16 protein-coding genes are annotated in these 19594 nt (G+C 64.4%); 11 read left to right on the forward strand and 5 right to left on the reverse strand.

The features are described from left to right. Position 1: 1 nt before the first annotated feature. From AC3YMN_RS02810 to AC3YMN_RS02840, 7 genes are all read left to right on the forward strand, one after another. On the forward strand, positions 2–1534 hold the full coding sequence (locus tag AC3YMN_RS02810) for an ABC transporter ATP-binding protein (RefSeq protein WP_489888846.1): 1533 nt from the start codon (positions 2–4) through the stop codon (positions 1532–1534). Continuing rightward, positions 1518–2600, forward strand: coding sequence for an ABC transporter permease (locus AC3YMN_RS02815; protein ID WP_489888847.1), 1083 nt, complete (start codon positions 1518–1520; stop codon positions 2598–2600). The genes AC3YMN_RS02810 and AC3YMN_RS02815 overlap by 17 nt, the downstream gene beginning before the upstream one ends. Beyond that, positions 2600–3523, forward strand: a complete 924-nt coding sequence (locus tag AC3YMN_RS02820) for an ABC transporter permease (protein ID WP_489888848.1) — start codon at positions 2600–2602, stop codon at positions 3521–3523. The genes AC3YMN_RS02815 and AC3YMN_RS02820 overlap by 1 nt, the downstream gene beginning before the upstream one ends. A 49-nt stretch (positions 3524–3572) precedes the next feature. After that, positions 3573–4658 (forward strand): BMP family ABC transporter substrate-binding protein, encoded by a 1086-nt coding sequence (locus tag AC3YMN_RS02825; protein ID WP_489888849.1) that lies wholly within the window; start codon positions 3573–3575, stop codon positions 4656–4658. Positions 4659–4859: 201 nt separating this feature from the next. After that, entirely contained in the window at positions 4860–6086 is a 1227-nt protein-coding gene (locus AC3YMN_RS02830) for a urate hydroxylase PuuD (protein ID WP_489888850.1), read from the forward strand. Further along, positions 6083–7399: a guanine deaminase gene (guaD, locus tag AC3YMN_RS02835; protein WP_489888851.1), complete on the forward strand. Its 1317-nt coding sequence runs from the start codon at positions 6083–6085 to the stop codon at positions 7397–7399. The genes AC3YMN_RS02830 and guaD overlap by 4 nt, the downstream gene beginning before the upstream one ends. 35 nt (positions 7400–7434) lie before the next feature. Continuing rightward, positions 7435–9606 (forward strand): malate synthase G, encoded by a 2172-nt coding sequence (locus AC3YMN_RS02840; protein ID WP_489888852.1) that lies wholly within the window; start codon positions 7435–7437, stop codon positions 9604–9606. A 2-nt stretch (positions 9607–9608) separates the two neighbouring features. Here AC3YMN_RS02840 and AC3YMN_RS02845 read toward each other — a convergent pair whose 3' ends face one another. Together AC3YMN_RS02845 and ade are read right to left on the reverse strand one after the other, a co-directional pair. After that, positions 9609–11243: a CocE/NonD family hydrolase gene (locus AC3YMN_RS02845; protein ID WP_489888853.1), complete on the reverse strand. Its 1635-nt coding sequence runs from the start codon at positions 11241–11243 to the stop codon at positions 9609–9611. A gap of 2 nt (positions 11244–11245) precedes the next feature. Continuing rightward, a complete protein-coding gene (ade, locus tag AC3YMN_RS02850; RefSeq protein WP_489888854.1) occupies positions 11246–12955 on the reverse strand; it encodes an adenine deaminase in 1710 nt (569 codons plus the stop codon). Positions 12956–13084: 129 nt separating this feature from the next. On the opposite strand from ade, the gene AC3YMN_RS02855 reads away from it, so the two are divergent. The 4 genes from AC3YMN_RS02855 to AC3YMN_RS02870 all read left to right on the forward strand — a co-directional run bounded on the left by AC3YMN_RS02855 (position 13085) and on the right by AC3YMN_RS02870 (position 15960). Beyond that, positions 13085–13243, forward strand: a complete 159-nt coding sequence (locus tag AC3YMN_RS02855; RefSeq protein ID WP_164854851.1) for a hypothetical protein — start codon at positions 13085–13087, stop codon at positions 13241–13243. Between the two features lie 7 nt (positions 13244–13250). Continuing rightward, positions 13251–14249, forward strand: a complete 999-nt coding sequence (locus AC3YMN_RS02860) for a DNA topoisomerase IB (RefSeq protein ID WP_489888855.1) — start codon at positions 13251–13253, stop codon at positions 14247–14249. 78 nt (positions 14250–14327) lie between these two features. After that, a complete protein-coding gene (locus AC3YMN_RS02865) occupies positions 14328–15380 on the forward strand; it encodes an NAD(P)-dependent alcohol dehydrogenase (RefSeq protein ID WP_489888856.1) in 1053 nt (350 codons plus the stop codon). A 43-nt stretch (positions 15381–15423) separates the two neighbouring features. Continuing rightward, complete coding sequence (locus AC3YMN_RS02870) at positions 15424–15960, forward strand: MgtC/SapB family protein (protein WP_489888857.1); 537 nt, start codon at positions 15424–15426, stop codon at positions 15958–15960. A gap of 10 nt (positions 15961–15970) precedes the next feature. Here AC3YMN_RS02870 and murD read toward each other — a convergent pair whose 3' ends face one another. The 3 genes from murD to AC3YMN_RS02885 form a co-directional block, all read right to left on the reverse strand. Further along, complete coding sequence (murD, locus tag AC3YMN_RS02875; protein WP_489888858.1) at positions 15971–17266, reverse strand: UDP-N-acetylmuramoyl-L-alanine--D-glutamate ligase; 1296 nt, start codon at positions 17264–17266, stop codon at positions 15971–15973. After that, positions 17256–18590 (reverse strand): MurL-like N-terminal domain-containing, encoded by a 1335-nt coding sequence (locus tag AC3YMN_RS02880; protein WP_489888859.1) that lies wholly within the window; start codon positions 18588–18590, stop codon positions 17256–17258. Before AC3YMN_RS02880 ends, murD begins: the two co-directional genes overlap by 11 nt. A gap of 80 nt (positions 18591–18670) precedes the next feature. Further along, the gene (locus AC3YMN_RS02885) at positions 18671–19561 is read right to left on the reverse strand and encodes a metallophosphoesterase family protein (RefSeq protein WP_489888860.1); all 891 of its coding nucleotides are present in this window, start codon (positions 19559–19561) and stop codon (positions 18671–18673) included. Positions 19562–19594 lie beyond the last annotated feature (33 nt).

The raw sequence follows: 19594 nt of genomic DNA on the forward strand, positions 1-19594 counted from the left end.
CATGCCGTTGCGACTGCAATTGACCGGGATCACCAAGCAGTTTCCCGGCGTTCTTGCCAATGACAATATCTCGTTTGGCGTCAAGCCGGGCGAAATCCATGCGCTGCTGGGCGAGAACGGCGCGGGCAAGTCGACGCTGGTCAAGATGATCTATGGGATCATGCAGCCCGATGCTGGCGAAATCCGCTGGAACGGCGAGCCGGTGGTGATTGCCAATCCCAAGGCCGCCCGCAAGCTGGGCATCGGCATGGTGTTCCAGCACTTTTCCCTGTTTGAAGCGCTGACGGTGCTCGAAAACATCGCGCTGGGGATGGATGGCTCGCTCAAATCCCGCGAGCTTGAGGCGCGCATCCGCGAGGTGATGACGACTTACGGGCTGCTGCTCGATCCGCACCGGACGGTCGCGACCTTGTCAGTGGGGGAGCGGCAGCGCATCGAGATCGTGCGGGCGCTCTTGCTCGATCCCAAGCTTTTGATCATGGACGAGCCCACTTCGGTTTTGACGCCGCAGGAAGTGGAGCAGCTTTTTGAAGTGCTGCGCAAGCTGGCGGCGCAGGGCTGCTCGATCCTCTACATTTCCCACAAGCTCGATGAGATCAAGGCGCTGTGCGATACGGCGACGATCCTGCGGGGCGGTAAGCTCGTGGACACCTGCGATCCCAAGCAGGAAACGTCGCGCTCCATGGCCGAAAAGATGATCGGCACGGGGTTGCGCGACATTGTGCGAGCCAAGGGGCGGCAGCTGGGTGCGCCCAAGCTGGTCGTGTCGCGGCTTTCGACGCACAAGATCGGCCATTTCGACGTGCCGGTCAATGATGTGAGCTTTACCGTCCGGGCGGGCGAAATCTTTGGCATTGCCGGGGTGGCGGGCAATGGGCAGAACGCCCTGCTCGATGCGCTGAGCGGGGAGATCCTGGGCGATAACAAGGAAGCCATTACGCTCGATGGCTATCCGCTGGGGCTGCTCAACACGACCGGCCGGCGCAAGCGCGGGCTGTGTGCCGTACCCGAAGAGCGCAATGGCCATGCGGCGGTGGGTGAGTTCTCGCTGGCGGACAATTCGGTGCTGACGGCGCGCGATCGGCTGGGCATGGTGATGCTGGGTCTCATCAATTCGGGCGCGGCCAAGACCTATACGGGCAAGGTGATCGCCGATTTTGCGGTCAAGGCGCTGGGCCCGAGTTCGATGGCGGGATCGCTGTCGGGCGGCAATCTGCAGAAATACATCATGGGGCGCGAAATCCTGCAGCGCCCGAGCGTGCTGGTGGTCAGCCAGCCGACCTGGGGCGTCGATGCCGGCGCCGCCGCGGCCATCCACCAGGCGCTGGTGGATCTGGCGGGGGAAGGCTCGGCCATCGTCGTGATCAGCCAGGACCTCGATGAGCTCCTGGCGCTGTGCGACACGCTGGCGGTGATCAATCTTGGCCGCCTTTCGGCGGCGCGGCCGGTGGGCAAGGTGAGTGTGGAAGAAATCGGCTTGCTGATGGGCGGGGTCCATGGCGCCACGGAGGCAAGCAATGCTGTTCCGGCTTGAAAAACGGCGCGAGCCCAGCCAACTCATGCGCTATCTGACGCCGGTGGCGGCCGTGGTGCTGACCATGGTGGTGGGCGCGATCATCTTTTCGCTGATCGGCTATGACGGGATCGGGGCGGTGCGCGAGATCTTCCTCACGCCGCTGACCAATTCCTATAAATGGCAGGATCTGGGGGTGAAGGCGGCGCCGCTGATCATTATTGGGGTGGGGCTCTCCATCGCCTACCGCGCCAATGTGTGGAATATCGGCGCCGAGGGGCAATATGTGGTTGGCGGGCTGGCCGGCACCTGGGTGGCGCTGGCGACCCATGGCCTCAACGGGCCCTGGATCTTGCCGCTGATGGTACTCGCCGGCGTGTTCGGGGGCATGGCTTACGCGGCCATTCCGGCGCTGCTGCGCACGCGCCTCAACGTCAACGAGATCCTGACCTCGCTGATGCTGACCTATGCCTCGGTGCAGCTGATCTATTACCTGATCCGCGCGCCCTGGAAGGACCCGATGGGGATGGGTTTCCCCCAGACGCGGCTATTTGCCGAGGCGGCGCGGCTGCCCACCATCCTGCCGGGCACGATCGTGCATCTGGGTGTGCCGATCGCGGTGCTGGTGGCACTCGTGGCGTGGTTCATCATGTCGCGCTCGGTATTCGGCTATCAGATGCGCGTGGTGGGCACGGCGCCCCATGCGGCGCGCTATGGCGGATTTTCCGAGAACAAGACGATCTGGCTGGCCATGCTGGTGTCGGGGGGCCTTGCGGGGCTTGCGGGCGTGTTGGAAGTGGCCGGGCCGTTCCAGCGCATGGTGCCGGGCTTTCCCACCAATTACGGCTTTACCGCGATCATCGTGGCGTTCCTGGGACGGCTCAATCCGCTTGGGGTGATCTTTGCCGGCCTCGTGATGGCAATCACCTTTGTGGGTGGGGAAGTGGCGCAAACGACGATCGGGCTGCCCAATGCCGCCACGGGCATTTTCCAGGCCATGGTGCTGTTCTTCCTCCTGGGTGGTGACCTGCTGGTGCGCTATCGCGTGCGCCGGGTTCATAGCGCCGCGGCGCCGGGGACGGCGTAATGGAAATCATCATTCCCATCATCGTCACGCTGGTGTTTGCGGCGACCCCGATCCTCTTGGCTGCGCTCGGCGAGCTCGTGGTGGAAAAGTCGGGGGTGCTCAACCTCGGTGTCGAAGGCATGATGCTGGTCGGCGCCATCGCCGGCTTTGCGGGCCAGTTCTATACGGGCAACCCCTATTTCGCGCTGCTTTGCGGGGCGACGGCCGGGGCGGCGACCTCGATCATCTTTGGCTTCCTGACGCTGAGCCTGTCGGCGAACCAGACCGCGACCGGGCTGGCGCTGACCATTTTCGGCACGGGATTTTCGGCGCTGGCCGGCGCGCCGTTTTCCGCCCGGCCCATTCAGCTGATGGGGCCGCTGTTTCCCGCCGAGCTTGCCAGCCACCCGGTCTTGCGGGTGGTGTTCGGCTATTCGGCGCCGGTGTATTTCTCGTTCTTCATGGTGTTTGCCGTTTGGTATTTCCTCGAGAAAACCCGGCCCGGGCTGATCCTGCGGGCGGTGGGCGAGAACGACCTGTCGGCCCATTCCATCGGCTACAGCGTCAAGCTCGTGCGCTATCTCGCCGTGTTGTTCGGCGGGGCGATGGCCGGTATTGCCGGGGCGTGTTTCCCGCTTCTGCTGACCCCGCAATGGGCCGAGCGGATGACGGCCGGTCGCGGCTGGATTGCCGTGGCGCTGGTGGTGTTCGCCTCCTGGCGCCCGTTCCGCCTGCTCGCGGGGGCTTACCTCTTTGGTCTTGTGATGACCATGGAGCTTTACGCCAAGGCCGGCGGCGGAGTGCTGTCGGTTATTCCGTCCGAACTTTGGGCCGCCTTGCCTTACCTCGCGACCATCATCGTGCTCGTGCTGATTTCGATCAAGCGCGATGCGTCCACCAATGCTCCGGCCTGCCTCGGCAAGCCGTTCCTGCCCACGAATTGAGCCGGCGCCAACGACCGTTTCAAGCAACCACGACCATCAGGAGAGACACATGACCCTTAACCGCCGCACTATCCTCAAGGCAGGCGCCGCCGCCGCTGCGCTGCCGCTGCTGGGCTCCCGCGCCTTCGCCCAGGGCGAGCCGCTCAAGGTGGGCTTCATCTATGTCGGCACGATCAACGACAATGGCTACAACTATGCCCACAATCAGGGCCGTATCTTCCTGGAAGAGCAGCTGGGTGATCTGGTCGAGACCACCTATGTCGAGAACGTGCCGGAAGGTCCGGACTGCGAGCGCGTGCTGCGCGAACTGGCCCAGCAGGGCAACAAGCTGATCTTTGCGACGAGCTTTGGCTTTGGCGACTCCGTGATGAAGGTTGCCCAGCAGTTCCCCGACGTGAAGTTCGAGCATGCCACGGGCTACCAGAAGGCGGACAATGTCGGCCTCTACAATGCGCGCTTTTATGAAGGCCGCGCCGTTTGCGGCACCATTGCCGGGCACCTCTCCAAGACCGGCAAGCTCGCCTATATCGGCTCGTTCCCGATCCCTGAAGTCGTGATGGGCATCAATGCGCTGGCGCTGTCGGCCCGCAAGGTGAACCCCGCCATTACGGTCAAGCCGGTTTACATCTCGACCTGGAACGATCCGGCCAAGGAAGCCGATGCGGCCCGCGCGCTGATTGACCAGGGCGTGGACATCATTGCCCAGCATACCGATGGCCCGGCAGCGCTGCAGGTGGCCCAGGAACGCGGCATTATTGGCGGGTTTGGCCAGGGCGCCGATATGAGCGCCTTTGCGCCCGAAACGCAGCTGACCTCGATTATCGACCACTGGGGCCCGCGCTATGTGGCTTCGGCCCAGGCCTTGATCGACGGCACCTGGACCGCTGGCGACACCTGGGAAGGCCTCAAGGAAGACGTGGTGCAGATCGGGCCCTATGGTCCCAAGGTCACCGAAGAGGTCAAGGCTGCAGCCGAGGCCGTGCGCACCGGCCAGATCGATGGCTCGTTCCACATCTTCACCGGCCCCATCAAGGACAATACCGGCACCGAGCGCGTGCCGGCCGGCGTGACCATGACGGATGCCGAGCTGCTCAGCATGGACTGGTATGTGGAAGGCGTCGAACAGCCGGCATAAGCTGGGGTTCGAATCGAGTTGGAAGGGGCGGGTTTCGGCCTGCCCCTTTTGCTGAGCGGCTGCGGGTGGGGGAGGTGAGGCGGAGCATCACCGAGGGACCCCACCCCGGCCCTCCCCTCAAGGGGGAGGGAGGGCTGGAGCCCCGGTCGCGGTGGCTGAACAAGCCAGCATGCCGCCAGGGGTGTATCGAAGGGACGAAAAATGCCGGATTATGCGATTGCTTGGGAATGGCTGATGTTTGCGGTGCGCTGGCTGCACGTGGTCACGGCAATCGCCTGGATCGGCTCGTCGTTTTATTTCATTGCGCTCGATCTGGGGCTGCGCAAGACGCCGAGCCTGCCGCCGCTGGCGCATGGCGAGGAATGGCAGGTGCATGGCGGGGGCTTCTACCACATCCAGAAATATCTGGTGGCGCCCGACTTCCTCCCCGAGCACCTGACCTGGTTCAAATGGGAGAGCTACTGGACGTGGCTGTCCGGCTTCATGCTGCTGGTGCTGATCTATTATGTCGGTGCCGACCTGTATCTGGTTGATCGCAATGTGCTCGATGTGCCGGCCTGGGGGGCCATCCTACTTTCCATGGGCTCCATCGTGCTGGGCTTTGTGGTCTATAACCGGCTCTGCAAATCGCCACTGGGTGAATCGCAGAACGGGCTGATGCTGGTGCTGTTTGCGATCCTCACCGCCATGGCTTGGGGCTATACGCAGATCTTCACCGGCCGGGCGGCGATGCTGCATATGGGCGCGTTCACCGCCTCGATCATGGCCGCCAATGTCGCGATGATCATCATCCCCAACCAGAAGATCGTAGTGGCCGATCTCAAGGCCGGGCGGGTGCCGGACGCCAAATATGGCAAGATCGCCAAGCAGCGCAGCCTGCACAACAACTACCTGACGTTGCCCGTCATCTTCTTCATGCTTTCAAGCCATTACCCGCTGGCCTTCGCGACGCAGTGGAACTGGATCATCGCCTCGCTGATCTTCCTTGTGGGCGTGGTGATACGGCATTATTTCAACACGCGCCATGCCCGGAAGGGCAATCCGCACTGGACCTGGGCGGTGGCGGTGATCTTGTTCGTCATCATCGCGTGGCTCTCAAGCGGCCCCAAGCTGCCGGGCGTAGGGGACCAGGCGGTGACGTCGCGCGCGGCAGAGCCGTTCATGGCCGCGAGCCTGTTTGCCGACGCCAGTCTTGCCGTGCAAACGCGCTGTTCGATGTGCCACACCGCCGAGCCGGTCTGGCCCGGGATCTATGAGGCGCCCAAGAATGTCATTCTCGACAGCGATGCGGCGATCGCCAACCACGCCCGCGACGTCGCCATGCAGGCCGGCTATTCCCACGCCATGCCGCCGGGCAATGTGACCGAAATCACGCCCGAGGAGCGGGCGCTGCTGGTGGCCTGGTTCCGTGAGGGCTCGGGGGAGTGAGCCGCACGGTTCTGCGCGGCCGGGTGCTGAGCTTTGTCCGCGAGCCACAAGGGGCCGATGACGCCGAGAGCTACCGCTTCTGGGAAGATGGCGCGATAGCCATTGCCGGTGGCAAGGTGGTCGAGGTCGGCGACTTCGGCGCGATCGACAGCCGTGACAGCGAGATCATCGATCACCGGCCGCATCTGATCCTGCCCGGCTTCATCGATACGCATCTGCATTATGTGCAAAGCCAGATGATCGCCTCCTATGCCGGCTCGCTGCTGGAATGGCTCAACACCTACACATTCGTGGAAGAACAGAAATTCGGGCAGCAGGGCCATGCCGGCGCCGTGGCGGCGGGGTTTCTCGACGAGCTGGTGCGCAATGGCACGACCACGGCGGCTGTTTATTGTTCCAGCCATCCGCAATCGGTGGATGCGTTCTTCGCCGAGGCGGAACGGCGCGACATGCTGATGGTCGCTGGCAAGGTGATGATGGACCGCAATGCGCCCGAGGCGCTCTGCGACACCGCCCAGTCGAGCTATGACGACAGCAAGGCGCTGCTGGAGCGCTGGCATGGACGGGGGCGGGCGCATTATGCGATCACGCCCCGCTTCGCGATTACCTCGACGCCGGCCCAGATGGAGGCAGCGCAGGCGCTGGCGCGCGAGCATCCCGATTGCCATGTGCAAACCCATCTGAGCGAAAACACCGACGAGATCCGCTTTTCGATGGAGTTGTATCCGGACGCGCCGGACTATGCGGGCATTTATGAGCAGTATGAACTGCTGGGGCCGCGTACGCTGCTGGGGCACTGTATCCACCTCAACCATCGCGAAACCGCGGTCCTGGCGGAAACGGGCGCCGTGGCGGTATTCTGCCCGACCTCCAACCTCTTTTTGGGCAGTGGCCTGTTTGATCGCGAGCGGCTGGCGCGGGCAGGGGTGCGGCTGGGCATCGCCACCGATATTGGCGGGGGCACGTGTTTTGGCATGCTGCGCACGCTCGACGAGGGCTTCAAGGTGGGGCAGTTGCGCGGGCAAAGGCTGAGCCCGCTGCACTCGTTCTTCATGGCCACGCTGGGCAATGCGCAAGCGCTGTCGCTGGAGGGCGTGATCGGCACCATTGCCCCGGGGTGCGATGCCGATCTCGTCGTGCTCGATGCCGGCGCTACCCCGGCCATGCGGCTGCGCCAAGCGACGGTGAACCACCTCAGCGAAGAACTTTTCCTGCTGCAAACCATGGGCGATGATCGCGCCATTGCCGAAGTTTATGTGGCAGGCAGACGAGCTAAATCGACCTTAGTTGGGTTGGCAGGGGCATCTGCTTGACCTAAAGCTGTGCCGCGCCTGAAGAGGAAGTAAGCATGAGCCAATATTTGACCAAGTCCGGACTGTCCGTCGACGCGGGACTAGTGGACTTTGTCGAGCGGGAGGTCCTGCCGGGCCTGCCGGTTTCCCCCGATCAGTTCTGGAGCGGTTTTGCCGAAGTGGTGGCGCAGCATGCGCCGGTCAACGCCCAGTTCCTGGCGCGCCGCGATGAGCTGCAGGGCAAGGTCGATGACTGGCACCGCCGCTATGGTCCAGTTGCCAACAACCCGCAGGGTTACGAATTTTTCCTCAGGGATATCGGCTATCTTGTGGCCGAGCCCGAGGATTTCACCATCGAGACCACGGGGCTCGACCCGGAGATCACCAGCCTCTGCGGGCCGCAGCTGGTGGTGCCGGTTTCCAATGCTCGTTATGCACTCAACGCCGCCAATGCCCGCTGGGGCAGCCTGTACGATGCGCTTTATGGCACCGACGTCATTGCGCGCGATGGCGAGCTGGCGCCGGGCAAGGGCTACAACGCCGCGCGCGGCCAGGCCGTGGTGGCGCGCGCCGCCGCGTTCCTTGACGAGGCACTGCCCCTCAGCCGCGGCAGCCATGCCGACGTGACGGCCTATGTGGTGGCCGAGCAGGGTGGCACCGCCACTCTCGTGATCGACACCGCGGCGGGCCCGACCACCTTGCGCGATCCCGAGGCCTTTGTCGGCTATCGCGGCGAGGGCGCCAGCGCCGAGATCGTTTTGCGCCATAATGGGCTGCATGTGATCCTCGTCATCGACAAGGCGAGCGCCATCGGCGCCGAGCACGCGGCGGGGCTGGCCGATGTGGTGGTGGAAGCGGCGCTGACCACGATCCAGGACTGCGAGGATTCCGTCGCGGCTGTCGACGCCGAGGACAAGATCGGGGTGTATCGCAACTGGCTCGGCCTGATGCAGGGCACGCTGGAAGACACGTTCGAAAAGGGCGGCAAGCAGGTGACCCGCCGCCTCAAGGACGATCGGGTTTACACCTCGCGTTCCGGCGGGGAGCTGGTGCTCAAGGGGCGCTCGTTGCTGCTGGTGCGCAATGTCGGGCACCTGATGACCAGTGATGCGGTAAAGACCGCTGATGGCAAGCCGATCGGCGAAGGGCTGCTGGATGCGGCGGTGACCGTGCTCTGCGCCATGCATGACAAGGGCGGCAACAGCACGACGGGTGCGATCTATATCGTCAAGCCCAAAATGCACGGGCCCGAGGAAGTGGCCTTTGCCTGCGCGATCTTTGCTTCGGTCGAAAAGATGCTGGGGCTGGCACCCCTAACGGTCAAGATCGGCATCATGGACGAGGAGCGCCGCACCTCCGCCAATCTCAAGGCGGCGATCCATGCGGCGCGCGACCGGCTGTTTTTCATCAATACCGGGTTCCTCGACCGCACGGGCGACGAGATCCATACCTCGATGGAAGCAGGCCCGGTGCTGCGCAAGGACGAGATCAAGCTCGAGCGCTGGATCGCGTCCTATGAGGACCGCAATGTGCTGATCGGGCTGGCCTGCGGGCTGTCGGGCCGGGCGCAGATCGGCAAGGGCATGTGGGCGCGGCCCGACGACATGGCGGCGATGATGGCGGCCAAGATCGGGCATCCGCAATCAGGCGCCAATACCGCCTGGGTGCCATCGCCGACAGCGGCGACGCTGCATGCGCTGCATTACCACCAGGTTGATGTGTTCGAGGCGCAGCGCCGGCGGCACAACGAAGCGACGCCGGCGCTGGCGGAGCTGTTCTCCATGCCGGTGCAGGCGCCTTATTCGCTCAGTCGCGAAGAAATTACCCGCGAGACCGAGAACAATGCGCAGGGGATCCTGGGCTATGTGGTGCGCTGGGTGCAGCAGGGCGTTGGCTGTTCCAAAGTGCCCGACATCAACAATGTGGGGCTGATGGAAGACCGCGCGACCTGCCGGATTTCGAGCCAGCACATCGCCAATTGGTTGCGCCATGGTTTGGTGAGCCGGGACGAAGTAACCTCGATCTTTGAGCGCATGGCTGCCGTGGTGGACGAGCAGAATGCGGGCGATCCGCTGTACCGGCCGATGTCGCCCAATCTGCAGTCCGTGGCTTTCCAGGCGGCGCTCGACCTGGCGCTGCATGGTGCCGACCAGCCGAGCGGGTACACCGAGCCGGTGCTGCATGCGCGGCGCCTGCAGGTCAAGGCGCGCGAGCGCGCCCGGGCCTAAGCCTAGAGCCGGTAGCGGGGCAGGGTGATTGCGGTCGCCTGCCCCGGACCGTGCAAGATCTCGATCGTGTTGGCGAGCATGGTGGTGGCGGTGCCGATGGGCTCATCGGTGCCGAGATTACGGGCATAGCGCGGATGGGCGCCTGAGGCGATCAGGAGACGCAGGCGATGGCCGGGCCGGAAGGCATGGGCGGTGGCGTGGAGCGGGAACTCCAGCCGCCAGGAGCCATCCGGCTCTCGGGGCGTCGCGGGCGTGACGCGATAAAGCCCGTCGCAGATATTGATCGACCGGCCCTCGGGCGACACATCGCATAAACGCACAAAGAAATCGGCATGCGGGAGCGTGGCGCGGGCGTGGAGGGTCACGCCCGTTTGGCCGATCACCGTCAGCGTTTCGGTGAGCGGCGCCGAGGAATACACCAGAACATCGCTGCGGGCCTCGAGGAGCGCGTTGTCGACGGCACCGGCGCCGGTGAAGGCGAAGATGGCGCCGCCCAGATTAGGGGTGGGGTCGGCGGGATCGTAGCGGTAGCGATCAACGCCGGCGGAGGTAGGTGCGGTGGGTGTGAGCGCCGCGTCGCTGCCCAAGAACCATTGCTCCAGATCGGGCGGGCCGGGCGGGTAGTGCTCGAACTCGCGCCATTGGTCGAGGCCCGAAATGTAGATGCGGACGGGCTTGGTGCGCAGGCCGGAGCTGTCGCCTTCGAGGTGGGCGCGCATCCAAAAGATGGTTTCGCGCAGATTGTCGCGCTGCAGTTCCTCGGCGATGTGGAACCAGGTGCCGACCGTGAGGTAAGGGCGATGGCCGAGCTCGACGAGGCGCGCGTAATCGGCCAAGAGCGGGTCGAGCATGAAGTCGTACCAGCCCGAAATGAAGTGCACGGGGGGCGTGGTGGCGGTCAGGCGGTGGCGGTGATCGATGGCGTCCCAGAACCGGTCATTGCCCACGGAATGCTCGAACCAGTGGCGCCAGAACGGCACGGAATGGCCTGAGGCGGCGCGGTCGGCCTCAACGAGCGGGAGGGTCATGCCGGCTTGGGCGGTGGTGCGCTCGATGCGGCCGGAAAACATGCGGGTGGCGGTGTGGAGCGGGCGTTGGCGCAGGCCCTCGATCACCTGCAGCCAGGAGAGCCAAAGCCCGAGGTGAAAGGCGCCTGAGGGGAAAACGACGGGCCGGAAATCGGCTGTCGTGACCTTGGTGGCCATGGCCGAGATGGGCGGGAGCGCATCGCAGATCGCCCATTGTGCATAACCGAGATAGCTGGGCCCGGACAGGCCGAGCCGGCCATCGAACCAGGGCTGGGCCTTGAGCCAGTCGAGGGTGGCGAGGCCATCGGCGCGCTCATTGGTGAGGGGATCGAATTCGCCGCCCGATTTCTCGGTGCCGCGGCAGGCCTGCAGCACGACATGAAAGCCGCGCTCGGCATAGACTTGGGCGATGGTGCCAAAGCCGCGCCGGCCATAGGGCAGGCGCATCAGGATGGTCGGGAATTCACCGGTGGCGCGCGGCGCGAAATGGTCGGTCATCAGCACCACGCCGTCGGGCATGGTGACCGGGATGTTGCGGTGTGTCCTCACGCCATTGCGGCGGGGCGGCAGGTCCTCGACATAGGCCAGAAAGAGGCTGCTGAGGCTCATCGTCAGTCCACGAAATCAAAGGCGTCGACGTCAAAGAGGCCGCGGTCGGTCATCTTGAGATGGGGGATGACGGGGAGGGCGAGGAATGAGACCTGGAGGAACGGCTCGGGCAGGACGCAGCCAATGGCACGGGCCGCATCGCGCAGCTCATGGAGCGTAGCCGCAACGGTTTCGAAGGGCTCAAGGCTCATGAGGCCGGCAATGGGCAGCGCCAGTTCGGCGGTGATCGCGCCGTTATCGGCCACGGCAAAGCCGCCGCGCAGCTCGATCAGGCGGTTGACGGCCAGCGCCATGTCTTCGTTGTTGGTGCCGACTACGGTGATGTTGTGGCTGTCATGGCCGACGGAAGAGGCGATGGCGCCGCGCTTGAGGCCGAAGCCGGTCACAAAGCCACGGCCGATATTGCCGTTGCGCCCGTGGCGCTCGACCACGGCGACCTTAATCACATCGGCTGCGAGATCGGGCTGGAGCCCTTCGTCGGTGGAGGCGAGAGTCGCGGTTTCGCGGAAAGTGAGGATGAGGCCCGGCTTGACCCCGATTACCGGCGTCTGATTGCGCGCCGGATTCGCTGGGGTGTCGAAGGTGGCGGGCGTTACCGGCTGGAGCTTGACCGAGTTGAGGCCCACTGGATCGGTGGCGCTGCGGCCGGCAAAGCGGTCTGGTGTGACCAGGCGGCCGCCGGCGATCACATCGGAAACGCGACACTCCTCGAGGTTATCAAGGAGCGCGATATCGGCGCGCCAGCCCGAGGCGAGCAGGCCGCGATCGCGCAGGTTGAAGATGCGGGCGGCCGAATGGGAGGCGGCGCGATAGACGTGATGGAGCGGGCAGCCGCGGGCGATGAGGCGGCGGATGGAGCTGTCGAGATGGCCTTCCTCGGCGATATCGAGCGGGTTGCGATCATCCGTGCAGAGGGCAACAAAACTCGAAGTGTCGGCATCGAGGATTTCGGCTAGGGCTTCGAGGTCCTTGGACACCGAGCCTTCGCGGATCAGGATGGCCATGCCCTTGGCGAGCTTTTCGCGCGCTTCGGCGGCGGAAGTCGCTTCGTGGTCGGTGCGGATGGCGGCGGCGAGATAGCCGTTGAGCCCCATGCCCAGCAGCAAGGGCGCATGGCCATCGATATGGCCGCCCTGGAAGGCGGCGAGCTTGGCGAGCAGGCCAGGGTCCCCGGCCAGCACGCCCGGAAAGTTCATCATTTCGGCGAGCCCCACGACTTTGGGGTGGTCGCGGAAGGGGGCGAGATCTTCGATCTCGAGCGTAGCGCCATTGGTTTCAAAGCCGGTGGCGGGCACGCAGGAGGAGAGGTTGACGCGGATGTCCATGATCGTGCGCTCGGCACAATCGAGGAAATAGCGGATGCCCTCGGCGCCCAGGACATTGGCGATCTCGTGGGGATCGCAGAGGACGGTGGTGACGCCATGGGGCAGCACGCAGCGGTCGAACTCGAAGGGGGTGACCAGCGAGGATTCGATGTGCAGATGGGTGTCGATGAAGCCGGGCACGGCAAAGCGGCCAGCGCCATCAATGGTCTGCAGTCCATCATACTGGGCCAGCGTGCCCACGATCCGGTCGTCCACGATGGCGATATCGGTGGGCGTGACGGCGCCGGTGATCACATCGAGCAGCTGGACATTTTTGATAACCAGATCGGCAGGGGCCTTGCCCTGGCCAACGAGGATCATGCGGGCGAGTTGAGACGAGCTGGTCATGGGGCCTTCCGAAAGCAATTGGGTGTGAGGGTCGGCCGGGGCGGCTCAGCGGTCAAGCCCTCGTGCGGTTGCAAGGGGGAACCGCGACGGCATGGCACACGTTGCCAATGCACACTCTGGGAGAGCTTTATGGAAACCTACGATCCGCACAAGAACACGACCGAGACTACGCAGGCCAGCCCCCGCAAGATGAACCTGCGCGTGCTGATCATGTCGTTGGTGGCCGTGATCGTGCTGTTTGCCATCGTCTACATGGTCTTTGCCGGAGCGCAGCCTAACCCAACCTGAGACCAACATGGTTCGGCTCGTTAAGGTCGCCAGAAGCGATCTCACTATTATCCGCCAGCGTCGCGGCAAGGGCTTTTGCTTTTTCGATAGCACTGGGGCCCTTGTTGCCGATCCGGCTATCAAGGCGCGCGTGCAGGCGTTGGGGATTCCCCCGGCCTGGCAGGATGTGCGCATTTCGGCCAAGCCCAACGGGCATATCCAGGCGCTGGGCAAGGATGAGGCCGGACGCGAGCAATATGTCTACCATGACGATTGGGAATTGCGGCGCGAGGGCAAGAAGGTCAAGCGGCTGTCGCTGATGACGGCCGTGTTGCCACGCCTGCGCAAGCAGGTGCAGCAGGATCTGCAGGCACCGACCGGGAGCCGGGAGCTGGCGCTCGCCATCGGCGTGGCGCTGATCGATCGCACCGCCATGCGGGTGGGGCGCGAGAAATATCTCGAGGCCAATGGCACGCGCGGCGCGGGAACGCTATTTTCGCGCGATGTGCGGGTGTCGGGCGATGATGTGGTGATCGCCTTTGATGCCAAGGGCGGCAAGCGGGCCGAATATGGCTTTACCGATGCCGGGCTGGCCCAGGCCATAGCGCGGATCAAGACCATACCGGGCAAGCGGCTGCTGGTGTTCCGCAATGCCGAGGGCGTGATCAAGCCGATCAAGACCAGCGCACTCAATGCCTATATGCGCGAGGTCACGGGGATCGAGATTTCCGCCAAGGATTTCCGCACCCTGCGGGCCAGTTCCCTGGCGGCGGAATCGCTGGCCAAGCTCGACGCGGGCAAATCGGCATCGGCGCGTAAACGGCAGATGGCGCAGGTGGCGCGCGAAGTCTCCGAAGTGCTCAAGAACACGCCCGCGATCTGCCGCAAGTCCTATATTACCCCATGCCTGTTCAAGCTGTTTGACGAGGGCAAGCTGCAGGACTTGTGGTCGTCGGCGGGCCCAGGACGCGCGGGATTGCTGCAGCGTGAAAAGCGGTTGGCCGCGGTGCTCGCCAGCGTCAGCTGATGGCCGTCTGGCTGATTGCACAGCGGGAGGCGACGCGCTAGGCAAGACGACAGCAAGCGTCTTGAATAGGGAAGAGCAATGACAAAAGTGCGGGCACTGGTGCTGGAGCGGCAGCACGAGCTCAAGCTGCGCGAGATCGAGCTGCCACTCGAGGTCGGGCCGGGCATGGTCAAGATCGCGATCCACACGGTGGGGGTGTGCGGCTCGGACGTGCATTACTACACCCATGGCAAGATCGGGCCGTTCGTGGTCAACGATCCCATGGTGCTGGGCCATGAGGCGGCGGGCACTGTCATCGAGGTGGGGGAGGGGGTCACCCATCTCAAGGTCGGCGACCGCGTCTGCATGGAGCCCGGCATCCCTGATCCCAATTCGCGGGCGTCGCGGCTGGGGCTCTACAATGTCGATCCCGCGGTGACGTTCTGGGCGACGCCGCCGGTGCATGGGGTTTTGACCTCGAAAGTCGTGCATCCCGCCAATTACACCTTCAAGCTGCCCGACAATGTGAGCTTTGCCGAAGGGGCGATGGTCGAGCCATTTGCCGTGGGCATGCAGGCGGCGACCAAGGCCGGGATCAAGCCGGGCGATACGGCTGTGGTGCTGGGCGCCGGGCCAATCGGGACCATGGTGGCGATTGCCGCTCTCGCTGGCGGTTGTGCGCGGGTGATCGTTGCCGATCTGGCCCAGCCCAAGCTCGATATTGCCGCCAAGTACCAGGGCGTCATTCCGGTCAATATCCGCAAACAAAACCTTGTCGAAGAGGTGAAGCGGCTGACCGATGGCTGGGGCGCCGATGTGGTCTTCGAATGCTCGGGCTCGCCCAAGGCGTGGGAAACCATCATGGACCTGCCGCGGCCAGCGGGCACGATCGTGGTGGTGGGCTTGCCGGTGGAGCCGGTCAAGGTCGACATCGCCGCCGCTTCCACCAAGGAAGTGCGCATCGAAAACGTGTTCCGCTATGCCCACCAGTATGACCGCGCGATTGCGCTGTTTGCTTCGGGGCGGGTGGATCTCAAACCGCTGATTTCCGAGACCTTTGCCTTCGAGGACGCGATCAAGGCGTTCGACCGGGCAGTGGAAGCGCGGCCAGACGATGTGAAGCTGCAGATCCGGGTGGCGGAGACCGCTTGATCGCAGCACCGGCGGCCGGACTTGTCTTGCCAAGGAGTACGCGATGGATGTGGGCAATGAATGGGGCTGGGTGCATACCTATCTGCCCACCCACATCATCGCGATCCGGCTGCTGATGGCCGCGGTGCTGGGCGGGATGATCGGCTTTGAGCGGCAGGTCAACACCGCCGAAGCGGGGCTGCGCACCCATATTCTTGTTGCGGTGGCGGCGGCGCTGTTCACTATCCTGACTTTTGAGATTTATCACACGATCGATGTTGGGGGCGGTGCAGGCGGCAATGTCTCGCGGGCTGATCCCATCCGTGTCATCGAGGCGGTGACGGCCGGCATCGCTTTCCTGGGCGCCGGGGCGATTTTTCGCAGTGGCCGGAATGTGCAGGGGCTGACCACCGGCGCCGGCATGTGGCTGGCGGGTGCCGTGGGCATTGCCTGTGCGCTGGGCTATTATCCGATGGCGGCGGGGGTTGCGGTGCTCGCCGTGATCGTGCTGGCGCTGCTGCGGGCCTGGTCGCACAATGTGCTGCGCCATGTGAAGGGCCCGCACGAGGCGGCGCAGGCAAGCCAAGACCTGGAGCGCTAGCGGCTGGGGATCAGGCCGGGCTGAACAGCGCCTGCGCCAGCTCGATGAAGCGGCGGCCGCGTTCCTCGAAATTCTTGAACTGATTATAGGACGGCGCGCCGGGCGAGAGGAGCACGGCGTCGAACTGCGCCCTGTGTTCGACGAGGGCGCGCATGGCGCTGTCGAGATCGGGTGGGGTCAACACGGTGATCTGGGGCGCGGCGTGGCGGGTGGCCTCGGCCAGGCGGGCGCCGGTGACGGGCAGGCAAGCGAGGGTCGTCACGCCCGCACCGGCGAGGAGGCTGGCGAGTTCACCGTAGTCCTGCTCGCGCTCATGGCCGCCAGCGATCAGGGCGATCCGGTCCCCACGATAGGCGGCGAGCGCCGCCTTGGTGGCTTCGGGCGTGGTGGAGATGGAGTCGTCGACAAAGACGAGGTCGCCGATGCGATGTTCCTCGAGCCGATGGGGCAAGGGCTGGAAGGCGGCAATGCCGGCGATGATACCGTCCTGAGTGCCGCCGGCAGCGAGGGTGATCTGGGCTGCAAGCTTGGCATTGTCGAGATTGTGTGCGCCCTTGAGGCGGGAGGTGGAGGCCGCGGCGGTGATGGCGGCGACAGTATCGGCAGCAAGGGCGGGCAGTAGCTGGGCGGGGTTGCGCAAGGCGGCGAGGACGCGGGAGTTGGTTTGCGCCGGCCGGCCGAGAGCGATGCGGATGTCACCGGGCTGGGCGAGCAGATGGAGCTTGTCGGAATAGTAGCGCTCGACCGAGCCGTGCCAATCCACATGTTCGGGATAAAGATTGGTGAGCGCGGCGATATCGGGCGCAAAACCCATGTCGGCGGTCTGGTAGCTCGAAAGCTCGAAGATCACCGTTTGGTGGCGATCAGCGATCTCGAGCGGGGCGAGGCCGACATTGCCGGCAAGGCCGGCATCGACGCCCGAACGGGTCAGCATCAGATGGGTGAGGGTGGTTGTGGTGGACTTGCCCTTGGTGCCGGTGATGGCGATCACCTGGCGGCCGGTGCGGTAGGTCTGCGCCCAGAGGTTGAGATTGGAGGTAACGGGGATGCCCGCTTGCCGGGCGAGCTCGAAGACGGGCTTGTAGAGCGAGACGCCGGGGCTTTTAACGATGAGGCCGAAGCGGCCTTCGGCAAAGGCGGCGGGCAGTTCCGCCGGGGCAATAAAGGTGGTGCCGGGCAGATCGGCGGTGCCGCTATCGGTGGTCACGAAAACGGGCAGGTCGGGGTGACGGGCGGCGAGAAAGGCGCGGGTAGAGAGCGCTTCGCGGCCAGCACCGTAGAGCAGCACGGGAGCATCAAACGGCATGGGGGGACACTGCGGCAAGAACCGGGGCGGGGATCAGGTGATCGGGACTGTCGGCCATCAGGTCGTCGAGGGCAGCAGCCAGGGCCGGAGCGCCATACTGGGCTTCGAGATCGGGCTTGAGGCGCGCGACAATGGTGTCGCCTGACCATTCGGGGCGCTGGGCCAACGCGTAAAGGCAGGCGGCAGCTTCCAGAATCTCGCCGACGCATTCCCATGGCTTTTGGCCGGCAAGGCCGGTCAGTTCGCGGAAGGAGGCTTCGTTTTCGCCATTGTCGAGCAGGTTCTGGCCAAAGATGGACAGCAGGCGCGCCTTGTCCATGACCGGGGCGAAGATCAGGAAGACGAAGTGGCATTTGGGGCAGTGGCCGCACCAGAGCGGGCCATCATGGCCGGCCAGCTTGAAGTTCTGGTTGCAGCTGGAAAAGACTCGGTCATAGCGGGTTTCGCGGGCAAAGAGCGCGGCGATGCGCGCTTCCGAATAGGGGCGCAGAAGCGAGAAATATTCGAGTGCGCCACCGGTGGCTTCGGCGAGGATGGTGGCGATGGTGCGCTCGAAGCCGAGCGACTTGGAATATTGGTGATTGGCCTCGCGGCCATCGAAGACCACATTGCCCTCGCTGGCAGAGCGCTCGTTGGACAGGACGATGCGGTTGAAGCCAAAGAGCAGCGCGCAGAGCGAGGCGATCATGGAATTGATGGCAGTCGAGGGGACGTGGCCATTGTAAAAGCCTGGCTCCTTGCCCAGCCGGATCATTTCCTTGTCGAGGATGCGCCGGACATAGATCGGGGGTACGCCGATCTTGTCGACCGAGGTCAGGATGGGGCCCTTGGGGTTGACGGCAAAGGGCGTGAAGGGGATGGCGGCGGCGGACAGGAGTTCGACGCTGACCAGCGAATCCTTGCCGCCCCCGATGGGCAGAAGGGCGCGGTTGGGTAGTTCAAGCTTGCGGTCCGCTGATGTGGTCACGTCATGGGGCGTTGAGACCACGAGCTTGCCGAAGCGCGACAGGTTGTTGCGCGCGTAGAACTCGCCCAGCCCGTTCTCGTAGACATCGAGGACGAAAGCGGTTTCGCTCTGGGTCAGCGCGATGTTGGGCGCGCAGATTTCGAGCGGGGCCTTGAGCTTGAAATAGCTGACGCCGAGGACGATCGCGGTCAGGTCGAGCAGCTTGAGGAAGGCTGGCAAGGTGAGTGCCGCCGGGTCGGTGATGGCGGGGAATTCCAGCACTTCAATGAAGTGGCGGCCATCCAGCCCATAGCTGAAGCGGGCGGTGGCATTGGCGGCATCAAAGATCGGGCGCTCGATAAGGAATTGGGACTGCACGGCCTATCGCATCTCCGTGCCGGCGTGGTCGCCGGCTTTGCCCTGATATAGTTGATTTCTGCCCGATGCGGGAGAGGCGCTTAGTACAGCCGCATCTGCAGGCGCATGACGATGTCGTTGCCCAAGCGCTGGAAGCCAAATTCGCGCATGGTGCAGGACCAGGTATCCCCGTTCTTTTCGATGCGGAAGAGGTTGTAACGTGCCGGATCATCGAGCGTGCCACCCTGGGCGGCGCTGGCGGCGGCAACGCCGACAACGGGCACTTCGCGGCCAACACCGGGGATGGTGTGGATGGAGGAGCGATGGGTGTGACCGTGCAGGATCAGCTCGGCCCCGCATTCGGCGATGACCTGACGGAAGAGGCGATGGCCCTTGAGCCCGAAGGAGGGGTGCTGCAGTTCCTGGCAGGGGGGGTGATGGATCAGCACGGCGCGGTAATAGCCGCCTTCGCCCAGAACCTTGAGAATGCGCGCGAGGCGGCTGGCCTGCTTTTCATCAAAGCGGCCGAGAGCCACGAAGGGGCGGGTCGGCACGGCGCTGGAGCAGGACACCACGGCCAGTTCACCCTGGCGGCGCACAAAGGGATAGATCGCGTCATCGACGGTCTCGCCCTTCATGTAGTCGCCCCAGATTTCCTCGGCGGCTTCGAGGGCGCCCGGAACATAGGCGTCGTGATTGCCCGGGCAAACACAGATCTTTTCCGGGCTGCCCAAGGCTTGCAGCCATTCGCCAGCCCGGGTGATTTCGGATTTCAGCGCCAGATTGGTGAGGTCCCCCGTGACTGCGGTGAAATCGGCATTTTGGCCCTGGAGATGGGCAACAAGGCTGGCCAGCGTGCCGCTGTTGAGCTCGCCATGGCGGCGCAGCTTCCAGTTGAGGTAGCCCGTGAGCCGTTTGCCGACCAGGTCGCGGACGGCAACCTGAGGCATGGGGGACAGGTGAATGTCGGAAATGTGGGCGAGGGTGATCATTGTCGCTGTAATGCCAGAAGCACTGCCGCAAGA

This window comes from Devosia sp. Z11_6 (genome assembly GCF_058133665.1).

Bases quoted from the DNA above. Each gene is read 5' to 3' on its own strand.
- AC3YMN_RS02865 (WP_489888856.1), top strand. From the start codon at position 14,328: ATGACAAAAGTGCGGGCACTGGTGCTGGAGCGGCAGCACGAGCTCAAG.
- AC3YMN_RS02810 (WP_489888846.1), top strand. From the start codon at position 2: ATGCCGTTGCGACTGCAATTGACCGGGATCACCAAGCAGTTTCCCGGC.
- AC3YMN_RS02845 (WP_489888853.1), bottom strand. From the start codon at position 11,243: ATGAGCCTCAGCAGCCTCTTTCTGGCCTATGTCGAGGACCTGCCGCCC.
- AC3YMN_RS02840 (WP_489888852.1), top strand. From the start codon at position 7,435: ATGAGCCAATATTTGACCAAGTCCGGACTGTCCGTCGACGCGGGACTA.
- AC3YMN_RS02830 (WP_489888850.1), top strand. From the start codon at position 4,860: ATGCCGGATTATGCGATTGCTTGGGAATGGCTGATGTTTGCGGTGCGC.
- AC3YMN_RS02860 (WP_489888855.1), top strand. From the start codon at position 13,251: ATGGTTCGGCTCGTTAAGGTCGCCAGAAGCGATCTCACTATTATCCGC.
- AC3YMN_RS02855 (WP_164854851.1), top strand. From the start codon at position 13,085: ATGGAAACCTACGATCCGCACAAGAACACGACCGAGACTACGCAGGCC.
- AC3YMN_RS02820 (WP_489888848.1), top strand. From the start codon at position 2,600: ATGGAAATCATCATTCCCATCATCGTCACGCTGGTGTTTGCGGCGACC.
- murD (WP_489888858.1), bottom strand. From the start codon at position 17,266: ATGCCGTTTGATGCTCCCGTGCTGCTCTACGGTGCTGGCCGCGAAGCG.
- AC3YMN_RS02885 (WP_489888860.1), bottom strand. From the start codon at position 19,561: ATGATCACCCTCGCCCACATTTCCGACATTCACCTGTCCCCCATGCCT.
- AC3YMN_RS02815 (WP_489888847.1), top strand. From the start codon at position 1,518: ATGCTGTTCCGGCTTGAAAAACGGCGCGAGCCCAGCCAACTCATGCGC.
- ade (WP_489888854.1), bottom strand. From the start codon at position 12,955: ATGACCAGCTCGTCTCAACTCGCCCGCATGATCCTCGTTGGCCAGGGC.
- AC3YMN_RS02825 (WP_489888849.1), top strand. From the start codon at position 3,573: ATGACCCTTAACCGCCGCACTATCCTCAAGGCAGGCGCCGCCGCCGCT.
- AC3YMN_RS02870 (WP_489888857.1), top strand. From the start codon at position 15,424: ATGGATGTGGGCAATGAATGGGGCTGGGTGCATACCTATCTGCCCACC.